Origin of the sequence: Lysinibacillus sp. 38-6 (assembly GCF_046245175.1) — a bacterium.
Lineage (GTDB): Bacteria > Bacillota > Bacilli > Bacillales_A > Planococcaceae > Lysinibacillus.
The window spans coordinates 1087013-1112823 of sequence record NZ_CP176417.1; the positions used below are offsets into that span (position 1 = coordinate 1087013).

At 35.7% G+C, this 25811-nt stretch carries 23 protein-coding genes, 1 pseudogene and 1 other annotated feature; of the genes and pseudogenes, 9 read left to right on the forward strand and 15 right to left on the reverse strand.

Annotated elements, in window-relative coordinates:
* Positions 1-476: 476 nt before the first annotated feature.
* The 3 genes and pseudogenes from ACKVEV_RS05640 to ACKVEV_RS05650 all read right to left on the reverse strand — a co-directional run.
* Positions 477-2333 (reverse strand): alpha/beta fold hydrolase, encoded by a 1857-nt coding sequence (locus tag ACKVEV_RS05640; protein ID WP_409369433.1) that lies wholly within the window; start codon positions 2331-2333, stop codon positions 477-479.
* Between the two features lie 58 nt (positions 2334-2391).
* Positions 2392-2958: a TetR/AcrR family transcriptional regulator gene (locus ACKVEV_RS05645; RefSeq protein ID WP_409369434.1), complete on the reverse strand. Its 567-nt coding sequence runs from the start codon at positions 2956-2958 to the stop codon at positions 2392-2394.
* 456 nt (positions 2959-3414) lie between these two features.
* Positions 3415-4097, reverse strand: a pseudogene (locus tag ACKVEV_RS05650) (alcohol dehydrogenase catalytic domain-containing protein); the annotation flags it as partial.
* Positions 4098-4158: 61 nt separating this feature from the next.
* Between ACKVEV_RS05650 and ACKVEV_RS05655 the strand changes: the two are divergent.
* The 5 genes from ACKVEV_RS05655 (at position 4159) to ACKVEV_RS05675 (ending at position 9959) form a co-directional block, all read left to right on the forward strand.
* The gene (locus ACKVEV_RS05655; RefSeq protein ID WP_409370507.1) at positions 4159-4260 is read left to right on the forward strand and encodes a hypothetical protein; all 102 of its coding nucleotides are present in this window, start codon (positions 4159-4161) and stop codon (positions 4258-4260) included.
* Positions 4261-5108: 848 nt separating this feature from the next.
* Positions 5109-6590, forward strand: coding sequence for a spore germination protein (locus ACKVEV_RS05660; protein WP_409369435.1), 1482 nt, complete (start codon positions 5109-5111; stop codon positions 6588-6590).
* Positions 6591-6594: 4 nt separating this feature from the next.
* Positions 6595-7737 (forward strand): GerAB/ArcD/ProY family transporter, encoded by a 1143-nt coding sequence (locus ACKVEV_RS05665; protein WP_409369436.1) that lies wholly within the window; start codon positions 6595-6597, stop codon positions 7735-7737.
* Positions 7712-8791, forward strand: coding sequence for a Ger(x)C family spore germination protein (locus ACKVEV_RS05670; protein ID WP_409369437.1), 1080 nt, complete (start codon positions 7712-7714; stop codon positions 8789-8791). Before ACKVEV_RS05665 ends, ACKVEV_RS05670 begins: the two co-directional genes overlap by 26 nt.
* Before the next feature lie 892 nt (positions 8792-9683).
* A complete protein-coding gene (locus ACKVEV_RS05675; RefSeq protein ID WP_409369438.1) occupies positions 9684-9959 on the forward strand; it encodes a YqhV family protein in 276 nt (91 codons plus the stop codon).
* 196 nt (positions 9960-10155) lie between these two features.
* Here the strand turns inward: ACKVEV_RS05675 and ACKVEV_RS05680 are convergent, their stop codons facing one another.
* From ACKVEV_RS05680 to adhP, 3 genes are all read right to left on the reverse strand, one after another.
* A complete protein-coding gene (locus tag ACKVEV_RS05680) occupies positions 10156-11955 on the reverse strand; it encodes a S9 family peptidase (RefSeq protein ID WP_409370508.1) in 1800 nt (599 codons plus the stop codon).
* 191 nt (positions 11956-12146) lie between these two features.
* Entirely contained in the window at positions 12147-12494 is a 348-nt protein-coding gene (locus ACKVEV_RS05685) for a hypothetical protein (protein WP_409369439.1), read from the reverse strand.
* A 284-nt stretch (positions 12495-12778) separates the two neighbouring features.
* Positions 12779-13795 carry an alcohol dehydrogenase AdhP gene (gene adhP / locus ACKVEV_RS05690; RefSeq protein ID WP_409369440.1) on the reverse strand — a complete coding sequence of 339 codons (1017 nt, stop codon included), beginning with the start codon at positions 13793-13795 and terminating at the stop codon, positions 12779-12781.
* Positions 13796-14078: 283 nt separating this feature from the next.
* On the opposite strand from adhP, the gene ACKVEV_RS05695 reads away from it, so the two are divergent.
* On the forward strand, positions 14079-14405 hold the full coding sequence (locus ACKVEV_RS05695; RefSeq protein ID WP_409369441.1) for a gamma-type small acid-soluble spore protein: 327 nt from the start codon (positions 14079-14081) through the stop codon (positions 14403-14405).
* Between the two features lie 84 nt (positions 14406-14489).
* Here the strand turns inward: ACKVEV_RS05695 and ACKVEV_RS05700 are convergent, their stop codons facing one another.
* From ACKVEV_RS05700 to ACKVEV_RS05715, 4 genes are all read right to left on the reverse strand, one after another.
* Entirely contained in the window at positions 14490-15845 is a 1356-nt protein-coding gene (locus tag ACKVEV_RS05700; RefSeq protein WP_409370509.1) for an NAD(P)-binding domain-containing protein, read from the reverse strand.
* Between the two features lie 71 nt (positions 15846-15916).
* Positions 15917-16120, reverse strand: coding sequence for a hypothetical protein (locus ACKVEV_RS05705; RefSeq protein ID WP_409369442.1), 204 nt, complete (start codon positions 16118-16120; stop codon positions 15917-15919).
* Positions 16121-16142: 22 nt separating this feature from the next.
* Positions 16143-17198, reverse strand: coding sequence for an ACR3 family arsenite efflux transporter (gene arsB, locus ACKVEV_RS05710; protein WP_409369443.1), 1056 nt, complete (start codon positions 17196-17198; stop codon positions 16143-16145).
* Positions 17191-17517: an ArsR/SmtB family transcription factor gene (locus ACKVEV_RS05715; RefSeq protein ID WP_409369444.1), complete on the reverse strand. Its 327-nt coding sequence runs from the start codon at positions 17515-17517 to the stop codon at positions 17191-17193. Before ACKVEV_RS05715 ends, arsB begins: the two co-directional genes overlap by 8 nt.
* A 327-nt stretch (positions 17518-17844) precedes the next feature.
* Here ACKVEV_RS05715 and ACKVEV_RS05720 point away from each other — a divergent pair, with 327 nt between their 5' ends.
* On the forward strand, positions 17845-18264 hold the full coding sequence (locus ACKVEV_RS05720; protein ID WP_409369445.1) for a hypothetical protein: 420 nt from the start codon (positions 17845-17847) through the stop codon (positions 18262-18264).
* 194 nt (positions 18265-18458) lie between these two features.
* Here the strand turns inward: ACKVEV_RS05720 and ACKVEV_RS05725 are convergent, their stop codons facing one another.
* The gene (locus ACKVEV_RS05725; protein ID WP_409369446.1) at positions 18459-19679 is read right to left on the reverse strand and encodes an MFS transporter; all 1221 of its coding nucleotides are present in this window, start codon (positions 19677-19679) and stop codon (positions 18459-18461) included.
* Between the two features lie 63 nt (positions 19680-19742).
* Positions 19743-20000 (reverse strand) — a binding site (T-box leader).
* A gap of 69 nt (positions 20001-20069) precedes the next feature.
* Positions 20070-21263 carry a DUF2812 domain-containing protein gene (locus ACKVEV_RS05730; protein ID WP_409369447.1) on the reverse strand — a complete coding sequence of 398 codons (1194 nt, stop codon included), beginning with the start codon at positions 21261-21263 and terminating at the stop codon, positions 20070-20072.
* A 260-nt stretch (positions 21264-21523) separates the two neighbouring features.
* Here ACKVEV_RS05730 and ACKVEV_RS05735 point away from each other — a divergent pair, with 260 nt between their 5' ends.
* On the forward strand, positions 21524-21874 hold the full coding sequence (locus ACKVEV_RS05735) for an ArsR/SmtB family transcription factor (RefSeq protein WP_409369448.1): 351 nt from the start codon (positions 21524-21526) through the stop codon (positions 21872-21874).
* 24 nt (positions 21875-21898) lie between these two features.
* Positions 21899-22897 (forward strand): NADP-dependent oxidoreductase, encoded by a 999-nt coding sequence (locus ACKVEV_RS05740; RefSeq protein WP_409369449.1) that lies wholly within the window; start codon positions 21899-21901, stop codon positions 22895-22897.
* Between the two features lie 77 nt (positions 22898-22974).
* Here the strand turns inward: ACKVEV_RS05740 and ACKVEV_RS05745 are convergent, their stop codons facing one another.
* The 3 genes from ACKVEV_RS05745 to ACKVEV_RS05755 all read right to left on the reverse strand — a co-directional run bounded on the left by ACKVEV_RS05745 (position 22975) and on the right by ACKVEV_RS05755 (position 25605).
* On the reverse strand, positions 22975-23484 hold the full coding sequence (locus ACKVEV_RS05745) for a DinB family protein (RefSeq protein ID WP_409369450.1): 510 nt from the start codon (positions 23482-23484) through the stop codon (positions 22975-22977).
* A gap of 143 nt (positions 23485-23627) precedes the next feature.
* Positions 23628-24377, reverse strand: coding sequence for a glycosyltransferase (locus ACKVEV_RS05750; RefSeq protein ID WP_409369451.1), 750 nt, complete (start codon positions 24375-24377; stop codon positions 23628-23630).
* Between the two features lie 154 nt (positions 24378-24531).
* A complete protein-coding gene (locus tag ACKVEV_RS05755; protein ID WP_409369452.1) occupies positions 24532-25605 on the reverse strand; it encodes a phosphotransferase enzyme family protein in 1074 nt (357 codons plus the stop codon).
* Between the last annotated feature and the right edge of the window lie 206 nt (positions 25606-25811).

The following is a 25811-nucleotide window of genomic DNA, read 5'->3' on the forward strand; positions in this document are numbered from 1 at the left end:
TGTTAAGTTTGTGTGATAAAGAGGACCAAAAAAAATTGATTATTTCGGAAAGCGCCTATTCAACTAACGCACCCCGTTAGTTGAATAGGAAAAGAAACGCTTAGTCCACAATCGCACCCTTTAACGGATTCTACTTGGTAGAGGGTGACTGGCAGCCATAAGAGTATGCAAGACATAGAAAACCACTCTTTTCTAAGATAGGCCTACTCATTGAACTGGCGTCAACAGTAAGGAAAGGATGCCCATTTTCATATGCCTTTTTTGCACGAGTAGCTAAAAGTGCTGTCTAATACCCTTTTCCTCGGAACAACGGTAGTGTTGAACCTCCCCATAAGCTGGCGAAGGAGGAGTTTTCTTCTAAATACATCCAAGCTGACCATCTTCATAAATTCCATAAAGGTATAGGGATTCAGGATTATTCTGTTTATCTCTCCAAAATCTTTCTCCCAGCTCAGCATGCATACGGATATACACTTTCATCTGCTAGTACTAGTATTTTTTATTACCAAATTAGCCGTTTCACTCGGATGGTTAAGAGGAAAATGATGTCCATATGGAACAAAATCAACCTTACCAAGATGCAAAGGAGCAGAATAGACTTTGTCATAATCCCCCCAAATAATGTGAAGATTAAACTTTGTTACTTCATTGAAATCACCTTGAACGTTTTTCAATAGTAAACTGTTAAGCTGTACCGTAGTATTTAAAATTCTAGGAGAAGTAAAACTGCTAGTAATTTTTTCAATGTAATGTTCAGGGATGCTCTCCGTATTTTCAAATAAACCATTACTTAATAAATAACGCTCTATCAATTTAGTAGTTGCCACTTTCAATGTCCATTTGTTCATAAATTGAGGAACATTTATCGAATTAGCCTTTTTTTTAGCAACAGGTGGCTGAAGTAAAGTAATTGTATACTTCTTGTCTATGTGCTTTTGTACTAATGCTTCCAAAAGAATATACGCACCAAATGAATGGCCAATTAGATGGGCACCCTTAGTAGCTTTCTCCAATAACTGTTTCAATACATTTAAATAGATATTTAAGAGATTTTTCTCTCGTTTAAAAGGAGAACGTCCCAAACCTGGAAGGTCCATGATCCATACAGGTCGACCCGTTTTTTCATGAAGCTCTTTCCCTAAAGGAAATAAATCCTCTCCATCACTGAATAAACCATGTAATAAAATAAACGGTTTACCCTCTCCTTGTGATTGGTAAATGGTAGTATTATTACATAATGTTCGACTAAATAAATGACTGTGCTGGCCATTTTGATACATCATGCGATAATCCAGATCAGCTATTACCGCTGGGGAAAATTTCATTACATTTGTCTCCTTAAACCAATCTTCTCCCATAATCTTTTTCACTGAACCATTTGAAAATGTTCGGTTTGTAATAAAGTTTAGCCCATCAGCAGGAATTTGGGTTATTTTGCTTACGCCACTATTCATAAGTGCTTTCATAAATGGCAATGGAGCAGAGATTTTAGGTGCAGTCATATTCATACTTTCTGACATAACGTCTAATAATTGTGAAATATTATAATCGTGTTGTTTATCTTCAACAAGTGTAAATGTTTGATTAGTTGGTTGCACCAATCTGAAAACCTGCACAATAAACTTTGCTAGCTCATCGTTTGCAATAAGTGGTAATCTATATTTCTTACCTCCAGGAATCACTGGCATGAGCCCTTTTCGCATACTCATCACAAGCAAGCCTAAGCCTCCTGTTTGCTCCGTACTCCCTGTTTTACTACTACCAACTACAGTTGGTGGATTAATTACTGAAAGCGGATAACCTATTGTTGATGCCTGCTGACGGATATAAAGATCTGCTAAAAACTTTGTTTTCTCATATGGATTTTTTATTTTCAAAAAATTGTTTCCTTCTTTAAACACATCTATCGCAATTTTGCTATTTTTATCATCAAAGGGGCTCATATAGCCTACAACATGAATAAATTGTTGCAATCCCTTCAATTGGTGGATGTTTTTAGCGAATTCACTAATATGTTTGGCACCATTCAAAAATACGGAAGCAGCCTCTTTGCTTGTCGCTTGAATATCCATGGGGCCTCCTGCGTGAATAATCACATCCGTTTTCAATACCCACTCCCTATCTTCAGCACTTAGACCTAAGTCTATTTTCGTCAAATCACCTTCAATAAAGTGCATAACTGTCTCATTTAAGATGCCTCTTTCTTGATAAATGCGTGTTGCTTTGCTTTTCGATCGCACTAATAGAAGAATTGTAACCTGCTCTTTGGCTAATTCCTTCACTAATTCCTTTCCAATAAAACCTGTTCCGCCAGTTAAAAATACTGTTCTCATATAAATCCTCCTTTTTAGTACTGTTTAGTACTAATTTAGTGTAAAAAAAATGCTTCTTTTATCGAAGCAAGTTAAACAAATGATCTGCTGTTTTCATGATTACAGTTGCATCCTTCAGTGTTTCTGAAATAAATAGCGCTCCTTCAAGATTTGTAATAAAAAGAGATGCAACCTCGTCAATATTAATTGTCTTTTTAAATTCACCATTCTCTACCCCTTGTTTAAGTAATAGAGAAACTTTTGATTGTAATCCTACGAAAAAAAGACCTATTTTTTCTTTTACTTTTGAGGCATTTGTAGGGCTTTGAATATAAAGCGTAATAAATGGACAGCCCCCCTTATATTCTCTCGTCTGTACTCCTTGTGATAATTGCTTTAAAAAAAGTTGGATACGATCTTCAACTAATAATTGGTTTTGAGATAGTAAGTCATCAATTGCAGCTTGATACATTGCAATCCAATAATCGACGACCCCATCCAACAATTCTTCCTTATTAGCAAAGTGATAATACACATTCGACTTTGAAACTTTGCTTACACGAACTAATTCATCCATGCTTGTATAAGCAAACCCTTTTTCTAAAAATAATGTTGCAGCTACTTCAATCACACGTTTTTGATTCATTAATTTTCCTTTTGTCATAATTAGTACTATATAGTGCTAAATCGGATGTTGCAAGTATTTTTGTTAGTTTAACGACCAAAAAGTTATACTTTAATTGATTTTAATTCACATAGAAATTTATTGTATAGAATTTCAAAAAATTACCTACTCGATTGAGTGGGTACAACTAATGTTTCTAGAATCTTTAAAGCATTTATAACCCTATTCTTTGTATGTTTTAAATATTTCATTAGCAATGTTCAATACCAAGCGAACTTGGGCTTCACTTCTGTCTTGTAGAAGATTCTGTAAGATCATAATCAACTCTTTTTTTCAAAATACTTATTATCAATATTTAGAGTATCAAACTTAAAGATATTACTTGGTGCTTCTTTCAATCCTTCAGTAATCTTTTCTAAGGTAATATTCCTATCTCCTCTTTCAACCCCAGCCAAATACGAAGTTAGCAGGCCGCATTTTTTTAGCTAATTTATATTTATCCTCATTTAAGTCAATAGCAATAATTCGGCTTGCTTTTGCTTGAACCAAACCTTGAATAGCAGCTAATCCAATGGCTCCTAAACCAAATATGGCTGTCACAGCGCCTTCTTGCACTTATGCTGTGTTGTGTACAGCGCCAATCCCTGTAGTAACACCGCATCCAAATAGACCAACTTTATCAAGAGGCGCTTCTTTGTTAATTTTCGCTAAAGAGATTTCATGCACGACTGAATATTCACTGAATGTGCTTGTTCCCATTTAGTGATAAATAGGTTTACCATTATAGGAGAAACGAGTTGTTCCGTCAGGCATTAAACCTTTACCCTGAGTTTCTCGTACTGCACTACATAAGTTTGTTTTACCAGAACGACAGAATTTACATTCTCCACATTCAGCCGAGTATAGTGGAATAACATGGTCCCCCGGTTTTACTAAAGTAACTTCATCACCTACAGCAATGACTATCCCAGCACCTTCATGACCTAGTACAGCAGGAAATACGCCTTCTGGATCATCACCTGATAAGGTAAAAGCATCTGTATGGCAGACAGAAGTATATAGAATTTTTACTAATACCTCTTTTGCCTTGGTTCTTCAACATCTATTTCTACAATTTCTAGTGGCTCACCTGGTTTAAATGCCACAGCAGCTCTACTCATCGCAGTATTTCACTTAACCTTAAGGAGACTGCCTTCTAGAGTAGAGTATCAACTAAGTGAAATCGGTTTACGCTTAGAACCCGTTGTAACTTCCATTTGTGATTGGGGAGATAATTTTAGAGAATTTTTGAAAGAAAATGCTGATAAAACTTCAGTTGAATAACGAGCTCACAAACGATTTTAAAATGAAAGCCACGAAACGCTGATATATAGGCGTTTCGTGGCTTTTTGAATGTTCCCAAACGATTATTTTTGGTGATAAAAAATTTCATTTAGTAATATTAATTCTTCTCAATTAATATTTACATAAAATGTTTTTTTAACGATTACCTAAAGTGTGTTGTTTAATTTAATAAAAGTTAAAAACTTATGTTACTCTATGCCAAAATATTGTGCAATTTTTGATTAATACGATGGTATCCCCTTAAAAAAAGCCTTTTTATCCAAGGTCTTTTTCAAAGAAAAATTATTTACATTGCCCTTATTCGATAATAAAAAACACAGGATAACTCCTGCTAAGACTACACATATTACAATATACTTCGATGGTTAAAAACTATTGACTCATCTTTAAGTATTTTCGTAAGCGGCTAAGCCAGCCTGATTCTTTATCACTAGCAATACTCATACTGCCATTAGTCAGCAAAAATAATAGCGGAAAAAAGCGTAGATATTTAATAAAGGAGCTTGCTGGTGTGTAAATCCATCCGTATCTGGTAAAGCTAAATGTTGAATCATTCAAATCGTTGTAATAGTGGCAAATAGAAGCGTTACAATTTGACGCCAGCGACTCTGTATTAGCTAGTTATATTCGAGTGAAATTATTTAAAAGCTCATTAATGCTCCTGTACTTCCCGATTGTTAAAAGAAAGGATGGAACGTAAGCCTTGTTGTATGGATCACCTTTAATGTCTTAGGTGTATAAATACTTAACACGTAAGGTGCTAAAAATCGAATTAATATGGAATTTTACAGTTCTTTCAAAGATGCATTTTTTTATAGAGATGAGGGATGTATATGTTTCGGAAAATACAATCAAATGAAAATAAGCCTGTTTCTCAATCCAACGTGGAATTAAAAATATCAATAGAGTCTCTAAAAAAAGCCCTCGTTCAAATGGATGATGCGGAATTTGTCGAGCTTAACATTTCTGAAAATCAACAAGTTGTTCTTATCTACATAAGAACCTTAATTGACCAAGAGAGATTAAATGAAAGCATTGTAAAACCTTTATCTAATTGTTCCAAACAGTCCATTCAAGAATGTTATGTTCATTCAACAATAAACGCTATTTCTACTTTAAATGAAGCAAAAACGCAGCTGTTTACAGGATCTGTTGTGTTATTTGAATCTTCGTCAAATCTTTGGTTTTCTATCCCATTGAAAAATCCGCTTGGACGTGCAATTGAACCATCGGATACTGAAACCATCCTATTAGGAGCAAAAGACAGCTTCAGTGAACAGCTTGAACAAAATATTACGCTTATTCGGAAACGTCTTCCAACACATGAACTAAAAACAGAGAAGTTCACCGTTGGTTCTTTAAGTGAGACAAATGTTGTCTTATTGTACATAGAGGGACTGACCAATCCAGAATTTGTTTCAATTGCTAAAAAGAAAATTTTGGAAATAGATTATGATCTCTTCTTTGAATCATCTCAAGTAGCTGCATTTATTGAGGAAAATCCAAACAGTATTTTTCCTCAGTTTCAGCAGACTGACCGACCTGATGTTGTTGCTTATTCTCTGGGAATAGGAAAAATTACGATCCTGGTAGACAATACACCTTTTGCGCTAGTTGCCCCTATTACTATGTTTCATTTGTTCCAATCACCAGAGGATTATATTAATCGATGGGTCGTTGCGAGTTTTTTGCGCATCATAAGATATGTAAGTTTTATTCTCTCTATCACATTAATTCCCTTCTACGTGGCACTAACAACTCATCATTATCAAATGATTCCTTTACAAACGCTTTTCGTCTTGGTGGAATCAAGGAGCAAGCTTCCTTTCACTCCTTTTTGGGAAGCATTTATTATGTTGATTTTTATTGAAATTATAAAAGAAGCAAGTTTAAGGATGCCAACAAAGACTGGTCAAACACTTGGTGTTATTGGGGGTATTGTAATTGGTCAAGCAGCAGTTGAGGCTGGTTTGGCTAGTAAAGTATTAATTGTCATGGTAGGGATTTCAACTATCGCATCCTTTCTTGTTCCTAATTACCTTGTGACAAAGGCGAATTCATTAATTCAATTCATTCTTCTTGTGTGTTCTTCATTTCTAGGGATAATAGGGATTGTTCTTGCAATGATTATCATTTTAGCTCACCTTAATGGATTATCTTCACTAAGGCAGCCATATCTATCTCCTGTAGCTCCTTTCTACGGAAAAGATTGGCTTGACTTATTCATTAGAGGGCCTTTAGTTAAAATGAAGGAGCGACCGGAACATCTTAAACCACTGAAGAAGGAAAGATATCAAACGAGGAGATGAACTGATGGAAGCCCTTCAATTATTTAATAAGAATGAAACCTATAACGGATTCTATATCATGTTGATGGTTAATCGCCTCCAATTACTTTACTTTTTTTTGATTATGCCAAGTTTTTTAATTCATCCATATATGATTTGGGTTATTATATTGGTCGGCTTATTGTCCCAACTAAACATTCTTCTTTTATCCAAATGGTTTTTAACTCGGTTCTCTAGCGACGGTTATAATGGATTTGTCCAATTATTCGGAAAAAAACTTGTGCGTCTTCTCTCTTTGGTCGGTCTGTTCTTTATCCTGCTTAAACTTTTCGTCATTATGTTAGGCTTCACCGAAATAGTACAAATATTTATGTTTCCAGCTACAGATTCAAATTGGCTTATCTTATTTATACTGTTGACTTGTTTGTATGTAGCTTGGAAGGGTGTTGGAAAAACGATACGTTTTGTCATAATTTCTTTTTTTTGTACATTTTGGATGTTCTTATTCTTTGTATTTTTCTTTTTTCCTCCAATAGCTCATCTCAGTGATTTGTACCCTATTATTCCAATGGAATTAACAAGGGATTCCTGGAAAGGAATATTATTAATATTATCTTCTTTTTCAGGGCCTGAATTTCTGGTTTTTTTAGGACCATGGTTTAAAGCAAATAATAGGACATTTCGTTATTTGTCTTATGGAAATGCGCTAACCGTTATAGAGTATGTAACCTTTTATATGGCATCCTTATTCTATTTCGGTTCCAATTATTTAAGCAAAACCCCATTTCCAATTGTCACTATGGCCCGTTACTTTCAAAATCCAATAATTGAACGTATTGATATGGTCATGCTTGCCTTAGAATTATTTAACATCGTCTTTGCGGGATCAATTTTTCTTCTGTTATTTTATGGAGCATCTAAAATAGTTAACGAGAAAGTGTATAAACCTTCCAGTCGTATAGGCTTTATTTTCAGTGTATTTATAATTTTTATTGGAATGTTACTTGTGAATGAATGGATTTGGAAGTCAGATGAAAAACAAGTTGTTTTACTTAATCTTCAAATTATTGCAGGAAGCTTAAGTTATTTTGCGGTTCCAATTATTATTATCGTAGCTATGAAGATAAAGGGGGTTCATAAACATGATACTACGAAAGAAGATGGCTAAAAAATTTTCAATTTTATTTATTGCAGTATGGTTAACTGGATGTGCCCCATTTACTGAAAATAACATTATTGAAGAGCTTGCTCCAGTCACATTTTTATCACTTCGTAAAGGGGAAGAAGGTAAAATAAAAATCAGTACGATATTGCCTCCTCTAAGCAAAGAAAAAAAGAGTGTGATGACGCGAGAAGTAAGCTTAATAAAAGAAGGATTAATGGTCTTTAACTCAAACTTTTACCAGGAAATGAAATCTGGGCAAATGAGAATGCTGATTATTAATGAAGACATTGGTAAAGAAGGAATTATGTCCATTATTAATGTGTTATTAAATGATCCGGATATTTCTTTAAGAATTTATTTAGTTGTCGTAAAAGGAAATTTTGAAGGTTACTTGGAAAATCAATTGGATAAACAAGACAATCTTGATTACTCTTTTTACCGAATGCTGAAGCATTATGAGGAAAAGAATCAGGGCGAAATTAGCGTTGTTAATTTACATGAATTTAAAAATTTATTATATACGCCTTATTCAGATCCTTTCTTACCTGTATTTAAAATAGAAAATGACGCTATCAGTTATGAAGGTACAGCCCTGTTTCAAAATGATAAACTAGTTGAAATAATAACAACTTTTGATGATCGGATCTTCCAACTGTTAAAAGATGATTACTACTTATCAGTTCTGCCAATCCCAGATTTAGAAGTTGTTCTAGGTCATGTTAGGTCTAATACGAAAGTAGAGATCAATAATAGCTTGTCTACAATGACCTATACAGTGAATTTAGACTCGAGAATTGAAGAATACCGGGGAGAAAAGCAAATTTTTGAACCAAAGGAATTAGAAGATTTGAAAAAAGAAATCCAATTCAAACTTGAAAAACAAACACAAGAGCTAATCAAAAAGATGCAAGAATTGAAGGTAGATCCATTACAGCTAGGTATTCATACATTAAAACCTTTTTCAAAACCAATGGATGAAAAAGAATGGATTGAAATATTCAAGAAGATGGATATTAAGATTGATTATCAGTTAAATATTGTGCCTTTGACAGATTAGAACACAAAAAGTTAATTATAAGAAAATATGCACTTACTTGTAAGCTGATATCTAAGTAAAGTATTACTGATTGCTTAAACGATATAAATTCCACTGGAACCCCCTTTAAAAATGACTGAAAATTATTGTCGCTAAAGATTTAAAAAGGACCTTTAAATCTTATATGCTAAAAGGTTCTAGCATAATAAACATTCAGGATTTAATTAAGGCAAATTATGATTCAATTGTAGGAAGATTAAACGTTTGCTATGGTTACGAGGGTATGGAGCATCTATTGCATTAATTAAATTTCACCTTGTTCAACCAAGCATCTGTAAGGTAAGGCACACCATAAAAAATATTTCCTTCTTCCTTCCCAAATATCAAACTATGATGGTGATTCTTTCTGTCTAATAGCTCATCCCTAAATTTTCTCACTACTTTTGCTGTCATATTCTCAATATGTATCATCATAATTAAATCTGACTTTAACAATCATAGCGCTGTAAAACGCATCGACATGCGATCTCACGTACCGTTGTCCATCTCGATTGCTCTCACACAGCGCAATATTATACTGGCTTATTCTCTCTTTACTAATTTTCAACTTTCATAACCATTTACAAATAAACAAAAATTGGCTTATCTGCCTTCCATATACTATAAGGGAACACAAAATTAATTATCGTATAATCATTCGATTATTTGACATTTGCAGCATTTGCATTGTGTACAAATTTTTCTAATTTCATACTGTCCTATTAGGTCATATTAGGTTCTCACTCATGGATATATTCAAAAACACTATAAAGCATAATTGATACCTACCATACATAGATTGTTTTTAGTAGTTTAATTAGAAATGTGTAAATATTAGGATGATGGATTTATAATTTAAGCAAAATTAGATAGGATGATGAAAATTATTGAAAAATCTCTTCTTGCTATGGTTATTTTACGCGTATTGTCAGGAAGTATTGAAGTCAGTGCAGGATTGTTGATGCTTAAGTTGAATAGTTTAGAAAAAGCGTTTTATATTAATACCATGCTTGCTTTGGTTGGACCAACAGTATTGATTGTAACGACTGCTATTGCACTGTTTGGACTAGCCGATAAAATTCCTGTGGCACGGATTATTTGCCTATTTACGGGTATTACACTGATTATTATTAGCTCAAATATTAAGTAACAATAAAGGAAAATCTAACGACTACTGCTCGATTCCTCGTACATATCTGTAAAATGATGTAGTAAAATGTGAAAATAATTTGGACTATAGGGCATTTAGCATTATCAACTATAATTTAATAAAAGACTAGGTTCTACAATGGTAGAACCTAGTCTTTTTTATTTAACTCTCTTTGTTTTCATGCCAGTTGGTATCATTATACTTTCACTTTAGAATCAACAAACTGATTCAAAAATGACAGGATTTTTTGATAAACAGCAATTTCATTTTCTTTTTTAGAGAACCCATGTCCTTCGTCTTCCAGAAGCATGTACTCGACTTCCCGACCTTTATCTTTTAAAGCTTGGACGATTTGATCAGACTCCTCTTTGACAACCCGCGGGTCATTTGCTCCCTGGATAACTAGCATTGGTTTTACCATGCCTTCTAGATACGTAATTGGTGAGTATTCAATGAGTTTTTGCTTATCTCTTTCAGGGTTTCCAACCCACCTGTCCATAATTGGCTTCCAGTCTTCAGGAACCGAGTTGATAAAGGAGAATAAATCAGATGGACCGAATATATCTACTACAGCTTTGAAATAATCAGCGTGTCTGCCGTGAAGCAATAAGGCCATGTATCCCCCATAGCTTCCACCCATTAATAAAATATTCCCTTTTTCCGCGTAATTATTATCTATAAGCCAATCGAGACCAGCTACATTATCAAGTCTTGGCCCGTCACCCCAATCTCCTTCAACCATTTTTGTGAAAGCCAAGCCATAACCTGTTGAACCACGGAAATTCGGCGCAAAGATGCTATAGCCATTATTTAAAAAGAATTGGAAGGAAGCTCTAAAAAATTTCCGTTCTGCAGCTTGCGGACCACCATGTGGCCAAAAAATGATTTCCCCATTATCATTTTCCTTTTTCGCTTTGAAAAATAAAGATTCTATTTCAAGTCCGTCATAGGAAGAATAAGTAATCACTTCTGGCTCAACTAATTCGCTTTGATCGACACCAGGAACGGTGTATCCCGTTAAAGATGTCCATTCATTTTCCTTCAATTGATAAATATTATGCGGCTTCGTAGCACTTCTTCCTAATAAATATAAATTACCAGATTTTGTGACAATCAATTTTTCGATAATACTGCACGGTGAATCGAGTTTCTCCCACTTATTTGATAATAAATCTTGCTTATATAAATGATCTTCTACACCTTTTTCACTAATTACATACAGACACTGCTTTTCTTTGTTAAATTTCAACGAAGTAAAGCTCTCATTCTCCACTCCTTGCAATTTTACAAACTCATTTGTTGCTAAATTATAGGAAGCCAAGTACGAAAAATCAGCCTCATAATCCGTTAATAAATAGATAAGTTCATCCGATACAAACACGGCGTCACTGACTGTATGTTGCTGATCTGTTGGTGGTGTCAGGAGAATATGTTCCTCACCACGTTTAGCGTAAAGTAATGTGTACGTATTAGAAAAATGTTTATAGTAGAGAGCTACTTCTTCATTCGGGCTAAAATCGAGTAAAAAAGTGGGTGCATCTTTCCCCTCAAGTACTGTTTCTTCCTCACCTGTCACCAAGTCATAGACATATGCATTTAAAAACGTTGGATTCCCTTTCGAAGATGTATAATAAAGCTTGCTGCCATCTTCAGATAAAATCGGCATAGAATTGCGCGTGCCTTCTTCATAAATTATTTTTTTCATCGTTCCACCTTGCAGTGGAATCCCATAAAATTGTGTATTTTCGTTACCGTTTTGGTCAAAGCCGGCAATGATGAACCGTCCTTGTTTATCATAGACAAGGCCTTGACAGCTCTGGTCAATAAAAGTAAGTGGCTTCGGGAATGTATTTGGTAAATTCATAGCCCATAAATTATACTTTCCACTTAAGTTTGTACTGAAAACTAGTTGTGTTTCATCTGGACTAACCGCAAAATTACCAATCGAAAATGTTCGTAAAAACTGTTCTACATCTGGTTTAGAAAAAGAAATCATCATCAACACTCCTTACTTTTTAATTGAGCGAAAAGTCTAACTATTTATAAAATACCATTTTCACACCACAATGTATAATATATGATATTTAATTTTACTATATGATGAACCTATTACTACAGACACGAATAAAAATGACTCTACCATAAAAATAAAAAGCATAAGCTGTTACGCCTACGCTTTTTTTAAAATTAATGTTCTGACATCGCTATTCTTTTACACGCTATTTTAGCTACTGTCGTTCCAACACCAGCTTCAAGTGCTGCATCTACCGATTCTCCCCAAGAACCACTGCTAGCCTTTATTTCGTTCGCTGCCGTCAAAACTCCTTCTGATACACCTTCAACACATTCATAATAGTCGGGATTAGTATTATGATCAAGATACTGTGTAGCTAGGTCGTCTGCTTTCTTTTGTATTGAAAGCCGAGCTTGTTCCGCTAGTGAACTAAAAACACTCTCAGCTTGCCCACCAAAATGGACAATTTCGTCGTTAATGTCTTGACCAGTACGAGGTATTTCTCCCATTTCAGATGACATATTATAGTCCTCCCAAACCTTGAAATTTGAACCTTTTAAGTTCTCAAATATTTTATCCAACTGCAATTGTTCTTATCCAACTACGCGATAAAACGTATCGAGTTTCAATAATACGGACCGTTGTACATCTCAATCGCTCTCACAGTACGAAGAAATGGATTTTTTTAAAAAAACTTCAACTGCCCCTGCTCAACCAGTACCACTCGTAAGCACAACTAGCCACCTCCTTCGATTTCGAAGTAGAGGTGCCTAGTTTTATATATAGTAACTTATTCCCTGCTCAATTAGTGTGTAAAATCAATTACCATACGACCTGTAATTTTACCATGTTCCATTTCGTACATGATATCGTTAATTTCTTCAATTTTACGTAAGGATACTTTCGGTACTACTTTACCTTCTGCAGCAAATTGGAATGCCTCTTGTAAGTCTTGACGTGTACCTACTAAAGTGCCGATGACTTGAATACCATCTAAAACTAAACGAGGGATATTTAAATCCATGCTATCTACAGGTAAACCAACGGCTACAACACGAGCGCCAGCTTTTACAACATCAATCGCTTGGTTAAATGGCGTTTTAGCTACTGCTGTAATCACTGTTGCATCTAAACCTTTACCATCTGTCAGCTCTTTCGCTTTTTCTACTGGGTCTTCATTTAATAAGTTGACGACTACATCTGCACCAACTTCTTTAGCAAAGGCTAGCTTGTCGTCATTAATATCAAATGCCACTACTTTTGCGCCATAAACATTTTTTGCGTATTGCACTGCTAAGTTACCTAGGCCGCCGATACCAAAAATCCCTATCCATTGACCAGGACGGATATTCGACACTTTGACAGCTTTGTAAGTAGTTACACCTGCACAAGTTACAGAAGATGCTGCAGCGGGATCTAAATTATCAGGGACTTTTACCGCATAATCAGCTGAAACGATGACCTGTTCAGCCATTGCACCATCTACTGTGTACCCTGCATTTTTGACATCACGACACAGTGTTTCACGGCCAGTCGTACAATATTCGCAATGTCCGCAGCTTTCATACATCCAGGCAATTGAGACCCGGTCACCAACTTTTAAAGAAGTTACACCATCAGCAATTTCGATTACTTTCCCAATACCTTCATGTCCCAAAACGATTCCCGTTACATCGCCGAAGTCAGCATTTTTTACATGTAAGTCGGTATGACATACACCACAAAATTCAGTTTGAACTAAAGCTTCACCATATTGGATTGGTCGAAGTTGTTTTTCTTCTACACTGACTCTTCTGTCTTTTGTTACGACTGCTGCTTTCATAATTAATATGCCTCCTTAAATGTAAGAAATTCATTTTAATTAATAAGCGTGCATGCACTTAAAGGTGAATTCGCTTTCATTTTATAAAAGGATTAAAATGAATACAATATGTTTAGATAAATTCCTTAAAAATAAGTCTAGTTTACCAAAAAAATCCTATATTTTTATATAAATGAAATTTTCTGTATCTAAACGTTGCCATTACATTTGTTAACCTTTGCTAAAAAAATAAAGGATATTTATTCACCTTCTGTACAAACTATTTTGCAGGAGGTGATATTCAATGGCTAACAATAATAAAACAGATGTGAATCATGTGAAACAACAAAATCAAAAGGCAGAAGCGAACAAACAATATGCTTCTGGTTCAGCGAATTCTATGAATTCAATGGATGTTGAATTTGGTACTGAAACTGATGTGAATCATGTGAAACAACAAAACCAACAATCAGGGGCTAACAAACAGTTTGCTTCTGGTGCAACGAACTCAGCAATGGATGTTGAATTCGGTACTGAAACTGATGTGAATCATGTAAAACAACAAAACCAAAAAGCTGAAGCAAACAAAAAATATGCTTCGGGTAATACAAACGCAAACAATTCAAAATAAGGTATTTCTTAAACCGGCAAAATAATTTGCCGGTTTTTGTATGCATATTAAAAAGACTGTTAGCATGCACTAACAGTCCTTTTTTTAACAACATGTATTTGATTGATTGACTAGATTAATACTACATACACCTGTTTCTGGTAAATCCAATTCCACACGTTTTGAAGCTTCCACATTACCTGATAAGTAGGCTGTAATTGAACGAACTTGTTCATAGCCGGTCGCCATTAAAAATGTTGGTGCACGGCCGTAGCTTTTGGCTCCGACAATATAAAAATCCATTTCCGGTTGTCTCAGTATTTCTTCACCATGCGCTCTAACTGTTCCACAGCTATGTTCATTCGGATCAATTAAAGGTGCCAATGCTTGCACACTTTCTGTTGCAGTATCAATGGCAAGTCGTAGTTCGCTGTTGATTGTAAAATCAGGACGATTGCCTGCATTCACAATTAGTTCATCGAACCCAGTTAATACTTTTTGTTCCCCATTAGTTGTACCGATTATCGTAATATTTTGCTCTTTCTTTAAATGTGAAATATAGAACGGTGTCATGACTTCCACTTTACCTGAATCGACTAATTCATGAATCCTTGCACCGAGTGCTCCACGGGCTGCCAATGCATCTTTTTCCTCTCCCCCATAGGCTTCCTCTACCGAGTGTTTACGCATAATCCATACCAGCTTTGTGGATGGATACTGCTGCTGTAGTTCTGCAAGTGCTAATAACGTATTTATAGCAGAGTGGCCACCACCAATCACAGCAATTTTCTTATTGGCATATTTCTCACGATTTGTATTAACATCTGGAATACCATAGTCAATATGATTTGCTAATGCTTTTTCGGTTTGCAACCATACGCCTGATGTATTCGCAGGATTTGGATTGCCCCATGTTCCCGTTGCGTCAATAACAGCTCTTGCCTCAATAACATGTATATCATTCGCTTGTTCGACATAAACAGTAAAGGCCTGTGCTAGTCGATTTTTTGTCTTCATTTTATCATTTAATTGTCGAGCTACGCCAACTACTTTTGTATTCAATTGTAAATTTGCTTTAATCTGTTCAAGTTCGGATAAAGGTTTTAAATACAAATCAATTAATTCATGACCGGTAGGTAACGCATCTAAGTTAGGTTCTACCCACTCAGTGCCATCTAATAATGCTTTGGCTGCCTTATTGATGTTATAACGCCATGGTGAAAATAATGTAACATGACCCCAACTCCGAATATTATGTGCAATTTCCGGTCCTGCCTCTAGTAAAATAAATGCTTGTTTTTGTTCAACTAAATGAGCAGCTGCTGCTAAGCCGATGGGACCTGCACCAATTATGACGATTGGTAATTTTTTGTCGTTCTGATGAGCTGTCATCTTTACTTCCGTTTCCTTAGTAGGACTACAACAAGATCCGTTTTGATTAATTGCTTTTAGTGTTATCATCATTAATCTCCTTTTTTATTATGTGATATAAGCATATACTTATATAAAAAATATTTTTGTTCTAATTATTATTAGCACACATCCTTTAATTCATTTAGGGCTTTCTCAAATTGTAACCAAGTAGAAGAACCATAACGTTGCGAATCTCCTTTAAAGAAGAAATCAAAAGCAAACGCTTTAGCTTGTAACAATGTGTATTCTCTACTCTTCATAATTAACTTTATATAAGCGATAAAATATTCCTTCGTTAATACGCTAGCATGATTTACTGTCATTTGCTTATCCTCCAACAACCAATCATTGCATGGCTTTAAAGTATTTTTTCTGCCATCTTAAGGCAACCCAAACAAGTCCTATGAGAACCGGTACTTCTACAAGTGGACCAATAACAGCGGCGAATGCCACACCACTATGCAAACCAAAGACGCCAACTGCTACAGCAATCGCTAATTCAAAGTTGTTGCTAGCTGCTGTAAAAGAAAGGGCTGCAGTGACCGGATAAGAGGCACCTGCTTTGCGTGAAGAGAAGAACGAAATAGCAAACATAACTACAAAGTAAATAAATAAAGGAATCGCAATGCGTACTACATCGAATGGAAGTTCCACTAATTGCTCACCTTTCAAGGCAAACATCATGACAATCGTGAACAGCAGTGCGACTAGCGTCAGTGGTGAAATTTTCGGTAAAAACTTTTCTTCATACCACTGCTTCCCTTTTGTTTTCAGCCCGATCCATCGTGTAAGGAAGCCTGCAGCAAATGGCAACCCTAAGTAAATAAGGACACTCTTTGTAATCGCCCACATGGAAATGGCTACTTCAAAATTGTCTAAACCAAACCATCCAGGTAATACATTTAAGAAAAAGTAAGCAAAAAACGAATACGTTATGATTTGAAAGATTGAGTTAAAGGCAACTAAACCAGCTACATATTCACGGTCGCCACGCGCTAAATCATTCCATACAATGACCATCGCAATACAGCGAGCTAAACCAATCATTATGAGCCCTGCCATATATTCAGGATAGTCGTGCAAAAAGATAATAGCTAAAAAGAACATTAAGAACGGTCCCAGTAACCAGTTTTGAAAAAGCGAAAGTAATAGCACTTTCCAATCTTTAAACACTCGCCACATTTCTTCATACTTTACTTTTGCTAAAGGTGGGTACAACATGACAATTAACCCGATAGCAATGGGTATAGACGTTGTGCCAATAGACAGAGACTCTAATGCTTCACCAATATTAGGCATGGCGAGACTTACAATGACGCCAATCCCCATCGCAACAAATATCCAAAGCGTGAGATAGCGATCTAGAAAAGAAAGCTGTTTTGTTAAAGGCTCATTACTCACTATCAGTTTCCTCCACATGGCAATCATTCGTCTGACAGTTGCAACCGTTTAAAGGCTGAATTTGTGCTAAAATGCCTTGCATTAGTGGCGTTTGGTCCTCTACTAAACGGTAATGTTTCCAAGTCCCTACTTTCCGTTCCGTAATAATGCCTGCCTCCTTTAATTTTCGTAAATGTTGACTTACCGCTGGCTGTGATATGCCTAGTACATCGACGAAATCACATACACATACCTCCCCAGTTTTCATGCATGCAAGTAATTTAAGGCGATTTAAATCAGCTGTTGCTTTAAGTTGTTTTTCAATTAGGGTATTTTCCATTATTAGAACTCCTTATATAATCATTTACTTATATAAAATGTAAAATAAAATCACCTGGTAAAAAGGTGAATTCATTTATATATAACTATATTCTTATATTATGATTTATTATGTTGGTTTGCAACCGTTTTGTATCCAATTTGAAAAATATTGTGTATTTGGCCAGTAATATCCCTCTACATCGAGGTCGAGTGTGGAACAAATACGCATCCAGGAATCCTGACATACTATGGTGCAATCTCGGTGAAAACTTAACGGAAAAGAAGGCATCTTTTCTTCGTAGTTTATGAGAAGTTGTGCTATATTCAAAGTGTTAGGAGTGAGTTGATGAAAAAGTTTTTAACAATTACGGCTATAATTCTTGTATTAATCGGTGCAGCTGGCTATGCTATGTGGCATTTTGGGACAAATATCGCTTCCGAAAAAATAATTGAAAAAGTGGAATCTAATTTAGATGACGAAAAATTAGCAGAAGTAAAATCTTATATTGAGAACGATGCAATGGTTCAAGAAATGGTAAGCGAAGCAGCAACTACAAATCCGGATACGCTTCCCTTCCAAACGAAAGAAGAAGCAACACGTGTGTTAATAAAAAAAGTCGGCGTTACTCGTTTACTTGAAATTCAGGAACAAGTGCAAACTGGTTCCATTAGTAAGGATGAAGTATTATCCGAAATTGAAGGTAAACTATCTGAAGATGAAATTTCAGCTTTAAAATATGTTTTATATAAGGAATTGAATAAATAATGCGATTTAAATAGCTCTATGGCTGAACTCTATAATGTTCGTGTTTTATTCAATTAGGTTTTTATTCGGCCTGTGAGGCAATCGCATTTTATCGATTTAAAAACGAACGTTCGGAGTGTTTTCATTCTTAATGTTCGTTTTTTATTGCTGAAAAATAAAAGGCTTGCCGATATATTACCGGTCAAGCCTTCACTTTAACTATTTACAGCTTCTTTTTTAAAATATGCTCCTCTTTTAACACCTACTACTGCTTTCAACGATAGTAACCCAAGCAAGAAGAAGGCAACTGAAGCGATTAGACCAACAGGACGGATTGCAGTTAATTCTGCTATTAAGCCGATTAAAATCGTTAATACCACAATGCAAAAGGCTTCAATAACACTAAAGATGCTACCGAACCTTCCCATCATTTCGACAGGCACATGATTTTGATAAAAAGTTAAATACCCTGTGTTCGCAAACGTAACAGCAAACCCTATTAGAAATATAGCAAGCGCAGCACTTATATAGCCACTTGCACTATAAAAGACTAAATAACCGATTGAGGTAAAGATCGTACCAAACCCAATTAAATGCTTCACTGCAAGTTGTTTGGAAAAAACTGAATTAATCATGGATCCTAAAATAATACCTGTTCCAAAGATACTTAATAAAAATCCATAATGCGTGTCTGATATGGAAAGTACCCCTTTAGCAAAGGCTGCCTCGAGTGAATCGATGGCGGTCATAAATATTGTAGTACCAGAAAATAATAAATATATTTTCGTAATATAAGTGTCGTTCTTACTAAAAGATAAAACTACCCGAAAATCATTTTTAATTAACTCCCACGTAAGTTTTTGCTTCTTTGATTCTTGGCGTTTTGCATCCACATTAGGAAGCATTTTAATAATGAATGCTGAAAAAAATAAAGCTACTGCATTGACATAGATGGCAGTATAAGGCGTTCCCATCCAAAATAACATCCCAGCAACGGCAGGACCAATTAGTGAGCCACAAGAGTTAATAAAACTCCGTAGTGCATTAAAGCGTTGCCGATCTTTTTCCGGAATGAGTTTGGTCATATAAACCATTGACGTTGGTTGAAAAATCGCACTGGCCATATTAATAAAAAAAGCGAGTACATAAATATAGATGATAGAAGGTAAAACAGGAATTAACGCAATAGACAGTGCGCGAAAAACGTCTAGCCCCATCATCAGTCGCCTTGTGTTGATACGGTCGATGAAACTACCTGCCCAACCATTTGTACAAATCGTTGCTATAGGACCTAGAATATATAATATAGCAATGGCAAGTGGAGAGCCTGTTTCATTTAAAAGGATTAAATTTAGTGCAATCAGGTAAACCCAGGCACCTATATTTGATATGCCTATTCCCCCTAGTAAGATAAAAGGATATTTCCATCTGGACATCGTCACCACTCCTATTTTATTTTTTTTAAAACAAAATAAAAAAACTCACCCCCAAGATATTATCTTGGGGGCGAGTCATATCGCGGTGCCACCCCAGTTCATTTCTACATTGCTGTAGAAGCCTTATCGAGTACGGCATCATAAAACCTGCGATACTCTATCTCGTTAACGTGAGAATACGTTGCATCATCATTGTTTCAACCAACAAATCCAATGCACAGCTCCAAGACTTGGTTCAACACATTTCCTATCCCTCCTTTTCAGCTCCCAGAGGTCTCTGTCGATAGTCCGTATGTTTACTCTTCTTTTCATCGCTTTTTCTATCGATTTTTGTAAATTTTATACTATTCTAAATTAAATTTCAATACTGTAATTCAGCCTGCAATTATTTTATTCAGATATTAAATAAATCTTCTCTACAATATTATCAATCAAGGAATTAAGTTCTGCCTCGCCATGGTACCGCACAAACATGACGACATGATTATGAGCAACTAAGACGTCTTTAAAGAGCATTTTATCATTTACAATTAAATAATCTAATTGTGGATGCGTCATTTCCATATAATCTTGCGGATTTGCGTCATAATCGTATTTTTTTATTAAATCATCAATTAAATTTTTAGCTAACGCTGGTACGCTCAACTGATAAACCATCGTATGTATATCTGGTGCATATTCGCCACCTAAGTTGTCCCACTTTTTCCCTGGAACACGTCCACTTTCATTTGTCTCGTATTGCGCAGGAGCTAGAGGACCCCACTTAAATGTATAGCGATTTCCCCAATCAACTTCATCATTTATGTATGATACAACTCTAGTAAAGGCGGGATCATTTTCAACATCTGCTAATCGAACAATTGGCAAGTCAGTAGTAGACTTAGGTAATGTTTGTGTATCGCTTTTTGCAAGCTGAATAAATGGAATAGAAGCACTTACTAAGAAGACTACTGTAAAACTAAAGGATAATATTTTATTAAACTGAAAAGACGATATCCAATGCGCTTGATGATTAATCGGTTGTCCTTCCATAAGCCCGTTACGCAAAGCTCGAATGGAAAAAGCAGCTTGGAGTGCTGTCAAGTTCATATATCCTAAAAAAATAGTCAAGCCCGTTTGTTGAATAGCTAACCCATCAACTAACACGAAGGTTGGTGTGCCGTCAAGAAACCAAACTGCAAGCAGTGTACAAATCATCACAATCATCGTCACACTAGATATAATCGCTTTCATCGTTAGTTTCTTATCTAGTTCATCAAAGGTTTGAGCTTGCTCCGTTAGATTACTATATAGCTCTGGCGCATTGCGTTCCTCAGGTGATGAAAATACATGGAAATAATAATAGCTTGTGACATATTGCCAACCCGTTTTTTCAAAGAGCTTTATTTGCTCTTGTGAAATTTGTTTACTTGAGGATACATCTATTCTGTACCTTATTTTTTTCGGTTCCCCTTTAATAAAATGGACAAAGGCTCCCATCTTAGATAAATGAAGTCCCTTTGCTGCCATATCTGTAAACCAAGCCTCGTGTTCACCGATACGCCAATATTGTCTTGGTCGAAATTTTAGAACCTTTTTATACATGTTAACACCTTTCTTTTTATGTCGGATTATAACTTTCCTCCTTCCCAAAAACACTACCACAAATTATACTTTTTCTCAAAAATATCCTTTACCGCATTGTAATTAAGCGCATTGTGCTGTTCATACCTTCATACTTCCCATGCATTCGTCTCGATTTTCTTTCTCAATATTGCACGGCACATATCAATAGTATATTGTTGTATTCAACTATTTGGTCCATCAACTTAAACGATTCATCTAATTATTGGAGGTTTTTCAGAATGAATAAGCAAGGACAACTGAATCTCATCAAAGAAGATTTTATACAATGTCAAAAAGTTCTAGTGGCAATTGGTGATGAAACACGTCAAGCGATCTTATTCGTTCTCATGGGAACAGATTGTCATACAGGATTGCGTGTAGGTGAAATTACCGAACAAACCCATTTATCTCGACCTGCTGTGTCCCATCATCTGAAGGTATTACGTGAAGCCGGCGTTATTTTAATGCGTAAAGAAGGCACAAAAAACTTTTATTACATTAATGTACGTTCAGATTTAGGACGATTAAGAACACTTATGTTAGATATAGATCAATTCATGCAAAACTTTTATACCAATGATGGCCATTAACACTCTTTATTTGGAGGAATTACAATGAAAGCAATGATTATTGATCGCTATGGGCAAGTTCCCATGCGTCTCGTAAATATGCCCACGCCTGAAATTGGCGATAATGAAGTACTAGCAGAAATCCATGCTGCTAGCATTAATCCAATCGATTTTAAAATACGTGACGGCAAAGTGAAATTATTAGTGAAATACAACATGCCACTAATTTTAGGAAATGACTTTTCAGGTGTTGTGGCAGAAGTAGGCGCTAAAGTAACTCGATTTAAAGTAGGTGACGAAATTTATGCACGTCCACGTAAGAGTAAAATCGGTACATTTGCTGAATATATCGCCATTCATGAAGAGGACATCGCCTTCAAACCAAAAAATTTAAGTTTTGAAGAAGCAGCATCGATTCCATTAGTTGGCTTAACCGCCTATCAAGCATTAACAGACATCTTGCAACTACAAAAAGGACAAAAGATATTCATTCAAGCAGGTGCTGGAGGTGTCGGTACCTTTGCTATTCAGCTTGCTAAATTAATGGGGGCCACAGTTGCCACAACAGCCAGTGAAGCGGGAGCGAATTTAGTAACATCTCTCGGGGCTGACGAAATCATTAATTATAAGTCTGAAAAATTTGAAGAGATACTGAAGAATTATGATGCGGTGTTTGATACTCTTGGTGGTGAAATGCTCGAAAAATCATTTCAAGTGTTAAAAAGCGGAGGAAAAATGGTTTCTGTTTCTGGTTTGCCAAATGCTCGCTTTGGAAGAGAAAATGGTTTCGGATTTTTTAAAACGTTGTTGTTTGCAATAGCCAGTACTAAACTGACTAAACTTGAAAAAAAGCATAAAGTCCACTATTCATTTTTATTTATGAAGCCAAGCGGTGAGCAATTACGCCTTATTGCTAACTATATAGAAACGGGTAAAATTAAGCCGATAATTGATCGTGTTTTTCCATTTGAAGATGCTCAAAAAGCATTGGAATATGCGGAGTTAGGAAGAGCGAAAGGGAAAATAATAGTAAAAATTCGATAGAAAATACTTTTATAAAAAAAGCCAAATTTCTCTCTTATTTCAATGGGAAGTTTGGCTTTTACTTTGTGACTTCACCTTTACAATTTTGTTCTGTTAGCTTCCTCGTCAGCTGATGGTCCATAAACGCCTGGCACTGCAATATCGAGAAGGCGCAAGTAGAGCCCTAGCTGTGCGCGGTGGTGGACCATATGACTTAACCCGAAAGTACGAAATGCGATCGCTCGTGGCTCTTGTTGGAGTATATGGTCACCATGGCGTAATGTCCATTGTGCGCCGAGCATTTGATCATCACATTCGGCGAGCAACTTTGCTAACTTGCTACTGTTTGCATCAAACTCTTCTAGTACCTCAGCGCGTTTTGCCAATGCTTCACGCCGTAATGGTACAGTCGCAAGATCAAAGTCCGAGGACTGAAAAATAGCGATTTGCCAGTTCAGCAAGTTGACGAGGTGCGTAGCCAGTCCACCTAGCGTCATCGATTTTTCATGTGGTCGCCATAGCATATGCTCATCAGGCAACTGTTTTAAAATGCGACGTGTAGACGCTAGTTCTTGCGCTACGTCACCAATAACTAATTGTTTAAACATATAACGCTCTCCTCCTCATCACTTGCAAGCCCATTTAGAAAAACTCACAGCACTTTCATTTATCACTTCTACAAAAAAAGCGTTAATCCTTCTTCGATTAACACCTAGAAAAATTAAATTTGATTGATGTCGTTTACTCTCTTTTATCGATCTTGGTTTTCATAATAGGCTTCATCCGCATATTTTTCGTCTGTACCTTTAAGATAAGCGAGAATCATTTTTGGACGTTTAAGTAAAATCCAGTCTCCGTGTTTATCAAACTTTCTGCTCGACGTGATCATGCCATTTTGAATCGTCCCGTATTTTTTACCTTTCGTTTTGCCAAACGCTTTTAACCGTTTAGCGAAATCTGCATCTTCAGTCATCAGCATCTTTTCATTAAATCCTTTTATTGCTTCAAAATCTTTTTTGTAGCACCAAAATATCCCTACAGAAATGGCACCATATTTAAAAAGTAATGGCCCAATTAATAATAAAGTGGAAACAAAAATGCCAAAAGACATTCTTTCAAATTTGCCAGTTACTCCACCGCCAATGTAGTTACCAGTCGTTAAGTTCTCTTGTGCCTTTAACAAAACATGTTCGTTCATCAGTGTATCGGCATCTATTGTCACGATAATTTCACCTCTAGCAATGTCAACACCTGCGTTCCTTATTTTAGAAAGGTTTTTATCGTTATTTATTAATGTGATACAGTTAAATGATTTTGCGATTTCTTCCGTTCTATCTGTACATCGATTTAACACAACAATGACTTCAACTTTTCCTGGCAGAAATGTTGAAGCTTTTGAAATAGATTCTAAACATTTTCCGATATACTTCTCTTCATTATGCGCCGGTATGATAACCGAAATTATTATATCCTCACTCTTCTTCTCTACTATAGCGTCCATAAAATCTCCCCCAAGATAATTCATTTTTGCTTTCAACTATAAAAATGTATTCAAAAGTAACTGGTGAGATGCTCACAAAGAAAAACTAGCCTACTTTTGCAGGCTAGTTTCAATAAAAGTTTTGTCTTCATAAATCGGTTATTGGACAGAAAGACTAAACATTTTGTTTCTCATATTCAAATGGTTCATCACACGAATATATTTCATGGAAAAAACCTTTATATGGAATATCGTCCTCTAAGCATTTTATGAGATACGCTAACTCCTCATCACACGTTGGTTCTTCGCCATTGTTGCGCATGACTTCAAATGCATCTACAATATTTTCCATGATATTTACTTGGATAAATAAAGGCAGTTTATCTAACATTGAATTTTCGATTAGGGTTTCAGATTTATATCCATCGAGGACTGTTTCAAAATAATGATCCATAAACACTTTCCGTTTTTCGGCATCTGGTTCAAAATGGATCCAGCCAACTCCTTGTGTCCAAAGCGCTGCCAAATCAAACATATACCAGCAGTAACATGAATTATCAAAGTCATATACGGTAATTTGTCCGGTATTAAAATCTATCGAATAGTTTCCATCATTGAAATCAAAATGGACCATTCCGAAAGACTCTTGGTTTTTGTCCAATCCTTCTAAAGTGTTAAGAAGCTCCACTATTTTCTTCTTAAGCGTAGGGAACGTATTTGGTATCAACTTATCAATATACTCACGATTATATTTATCAAAGAAACTATAACGGTGATGAACAGGTGTATAGCCTTTCGACAATTGGTGCAACTTCCCGAGCACTTTACCACAGTTATAGTAGTATTCCGACATCGGAACGCCTTCTCGATATTGATAATGATTTTCTACAAGCTGTTTTCCCTTCGCCTTTTTGAAAAGGCAGACAAAAAAGGTGTGATTATTATAAGTAATCTCTTCCAACAAATTCTCATTCTGAGAGTTGACGACATCTGAAACACTTGCGCCGTGTTCAAATAAATACCTGATATACTCCACTTCGCCAAGAAAATCTTCTCGTCTTCGGTCTTGTAAGAAGGCAATTCTGAGTATTTTAGCGTCAGCACCTTCTTTTTCACAAGTATAAACTAAATTACGTCCACCACTATGGGCATTCACCGGCTTTATTTCATAGCCATCCAATCCGTACATCTCTGATATTAACGGAAGTAAATAGGAATCACCGATTTTCACAACCTCGTTATAAACCATAAATTTCCCCCTAACATTTTCAATTGCTTAAAGTAGTTTGTAAATTATGATACGCTCTTCTTTGCATTATTTTATTAGCAAATAATTGCCATTGAACGATACTGACTAAAGTTAAAGTTCAACTATTCATAACCCCATTTAATATTACCATATTTATCTAAAAAAGAAAGAACTAAATATAAATAACCAATATATGTATTTAATAT

Excerpts from the sequence above, each read along its gene's own strand:
- ACKVEV_RS05640 (WP_409369433.1), bottom strand. The coding sequence starts at position 2,333 with ATGAGAACAGTATTTTTAACTGGCGGAACAGGTTTTATTGGAAAGGAA.
- ACKVEV_RS05645 (WP_409369434.1), bottom strand. The coding sequence starts at position 2,958 with ATGAATCAAAAACGTGTGATTGAAGTAGCTGCAACATTATTTTTAGAA.
- ACKVEV_RS05660 (WP_409369435.1), top strand. The coding sequence starts at position 5,109 with ATGTATATGTTTCGGAAAATACAATCAAATGAAAATAAGCCTGTTTCT.
- ACKVEV_RS05665 (WP_409369436.1), top strand. The coding sequence starts at position 6,595 with ATGGAAGCCCTTCAATTATTTAATAAGAATGAAACCTATAACGGATTC.
- ACKVEV_RS05670 (WP_409369437.1), top strand. The coding sequence starts at position 7,712 with ATGATACTACGAAAGAAGATGGCTAAAAAATTTTCAATTTTATTTATT.
- ACKVEV_RS05675 (WP_409369438.1), top strand. The coding sequence starts at position 9,684 with ATGATGAAAATTATTGAAAAATCTCTTCTTGCTATGGTTATTTTACGC.
- ACKVEV_RS05680 (WP_409370508.1), bottom strand. The coding sequence starts at position 11,955 with ATGATTTCTTTTTCTAAACCAGATGTAGAACAGTTTTTACGAACATTT.
- ACKVEV_RS05685 (WP_409369439.1), bottom strand. The coding sequence starts at position 12,494 with ATGTCATCTGAAATGGGAGAAATACCTCGTACTGGTCAAGACATTAAC.
- adhP (WP_409369440.1), bottom strand. The coding sequence starts at position 13,795 with ATGAAAGCAGCAGTCGTAACAAAAGACAGAAGAGTCAGTGTAGAAGAA.
- ACKVEV_RS05695 (WP_409369441.1), top strand. The coding sequence starts at position 14,079 with ATGGCTAACAATAATAAAACAGATGTGAATCATGTGAAACAACAAAAT.
- ACKVEV_RS05700 (WP_409370509.1), bottom strand. The coding sequence starts at position 15,845 with ATGATAACACTAAAAGCAATTAATCAAAACGGATCTTGTTGTAGTCCT.
- ACKVEV_RS05705 (WP_409369442.1), bottom strand. The coding sequence starts at position 16,120 with ATGACAGTAAATCATGCTAGCGTATTAACGAAGGAATATTTTATCGCT.
- ACKVEV_RS05715 (WP_409369444.1), bottom strand. The coding sequence starts at position 17,517 with ATGGAAAATACCCTAATTGAAAAACAACTTAAAGCAACAGCTGATTTA.
- ACKVEV_RS05720 (WP_409369445.1), top strand. The coding sequence starts at position 17,845 with ATGAAAAAGTTTTTAACAATTACGGCTATAATTCTTGTATTAATCGGT.
- ACKVEV_RS05725 (WP_409369446.1), bottom strand. The coding sequence starts at position 19,679 with ATGTCCAGATGGAAATATCCTTTTATCTTACTAGGGGGAATAGGCATA.
- ACKVEV_RS05730 (WP_409369447.1), bottom strand. The coding sequence starts at position 21,263 with ATGTATAAAAAGGTTCTAAAATTTCGACCAAGACAATATTGGCGTATC.
- ACKVEV_RS05735 (WP_409369448.1), top strand. The coding sequence starts at position 21,524 with ATGAATAAGCAAGGACAACTGAATCTCATCAAAGAAGATTTTATACAA.
- ACKVEV_RS05740 (WP_409369449.1), top strand. The coding sequence starts at position 21,899 with ATGAAAGCAATGATTATTGATCGCTATGGGCAAGTTCCCATGCGTCTC.
- ACKVEV_RS05745 (WP_409369450.1), bottom strand. The coding sequence starts at position 23,484 with ATGTTTAAACAATTAGTTATTGGTGACGTAGCGCAAGAACTAGCGTCT.
- ACKVEV_RS05750 (WP_409369451.1), bottom strand. The coding sequence starts at position 24,377 with ATGGACGCTATAGTAGAGAAGAAGAGTGAGGATATAATAATTTCGGTT.
- ACKVEV_RS05755 (WP_409369452.1), bottom strand. The coding sequence starts at position 25,605 with ATGGTTTATAACGAGGTTGTGAAAATCGGTGATTCCTATTTACTTCCG.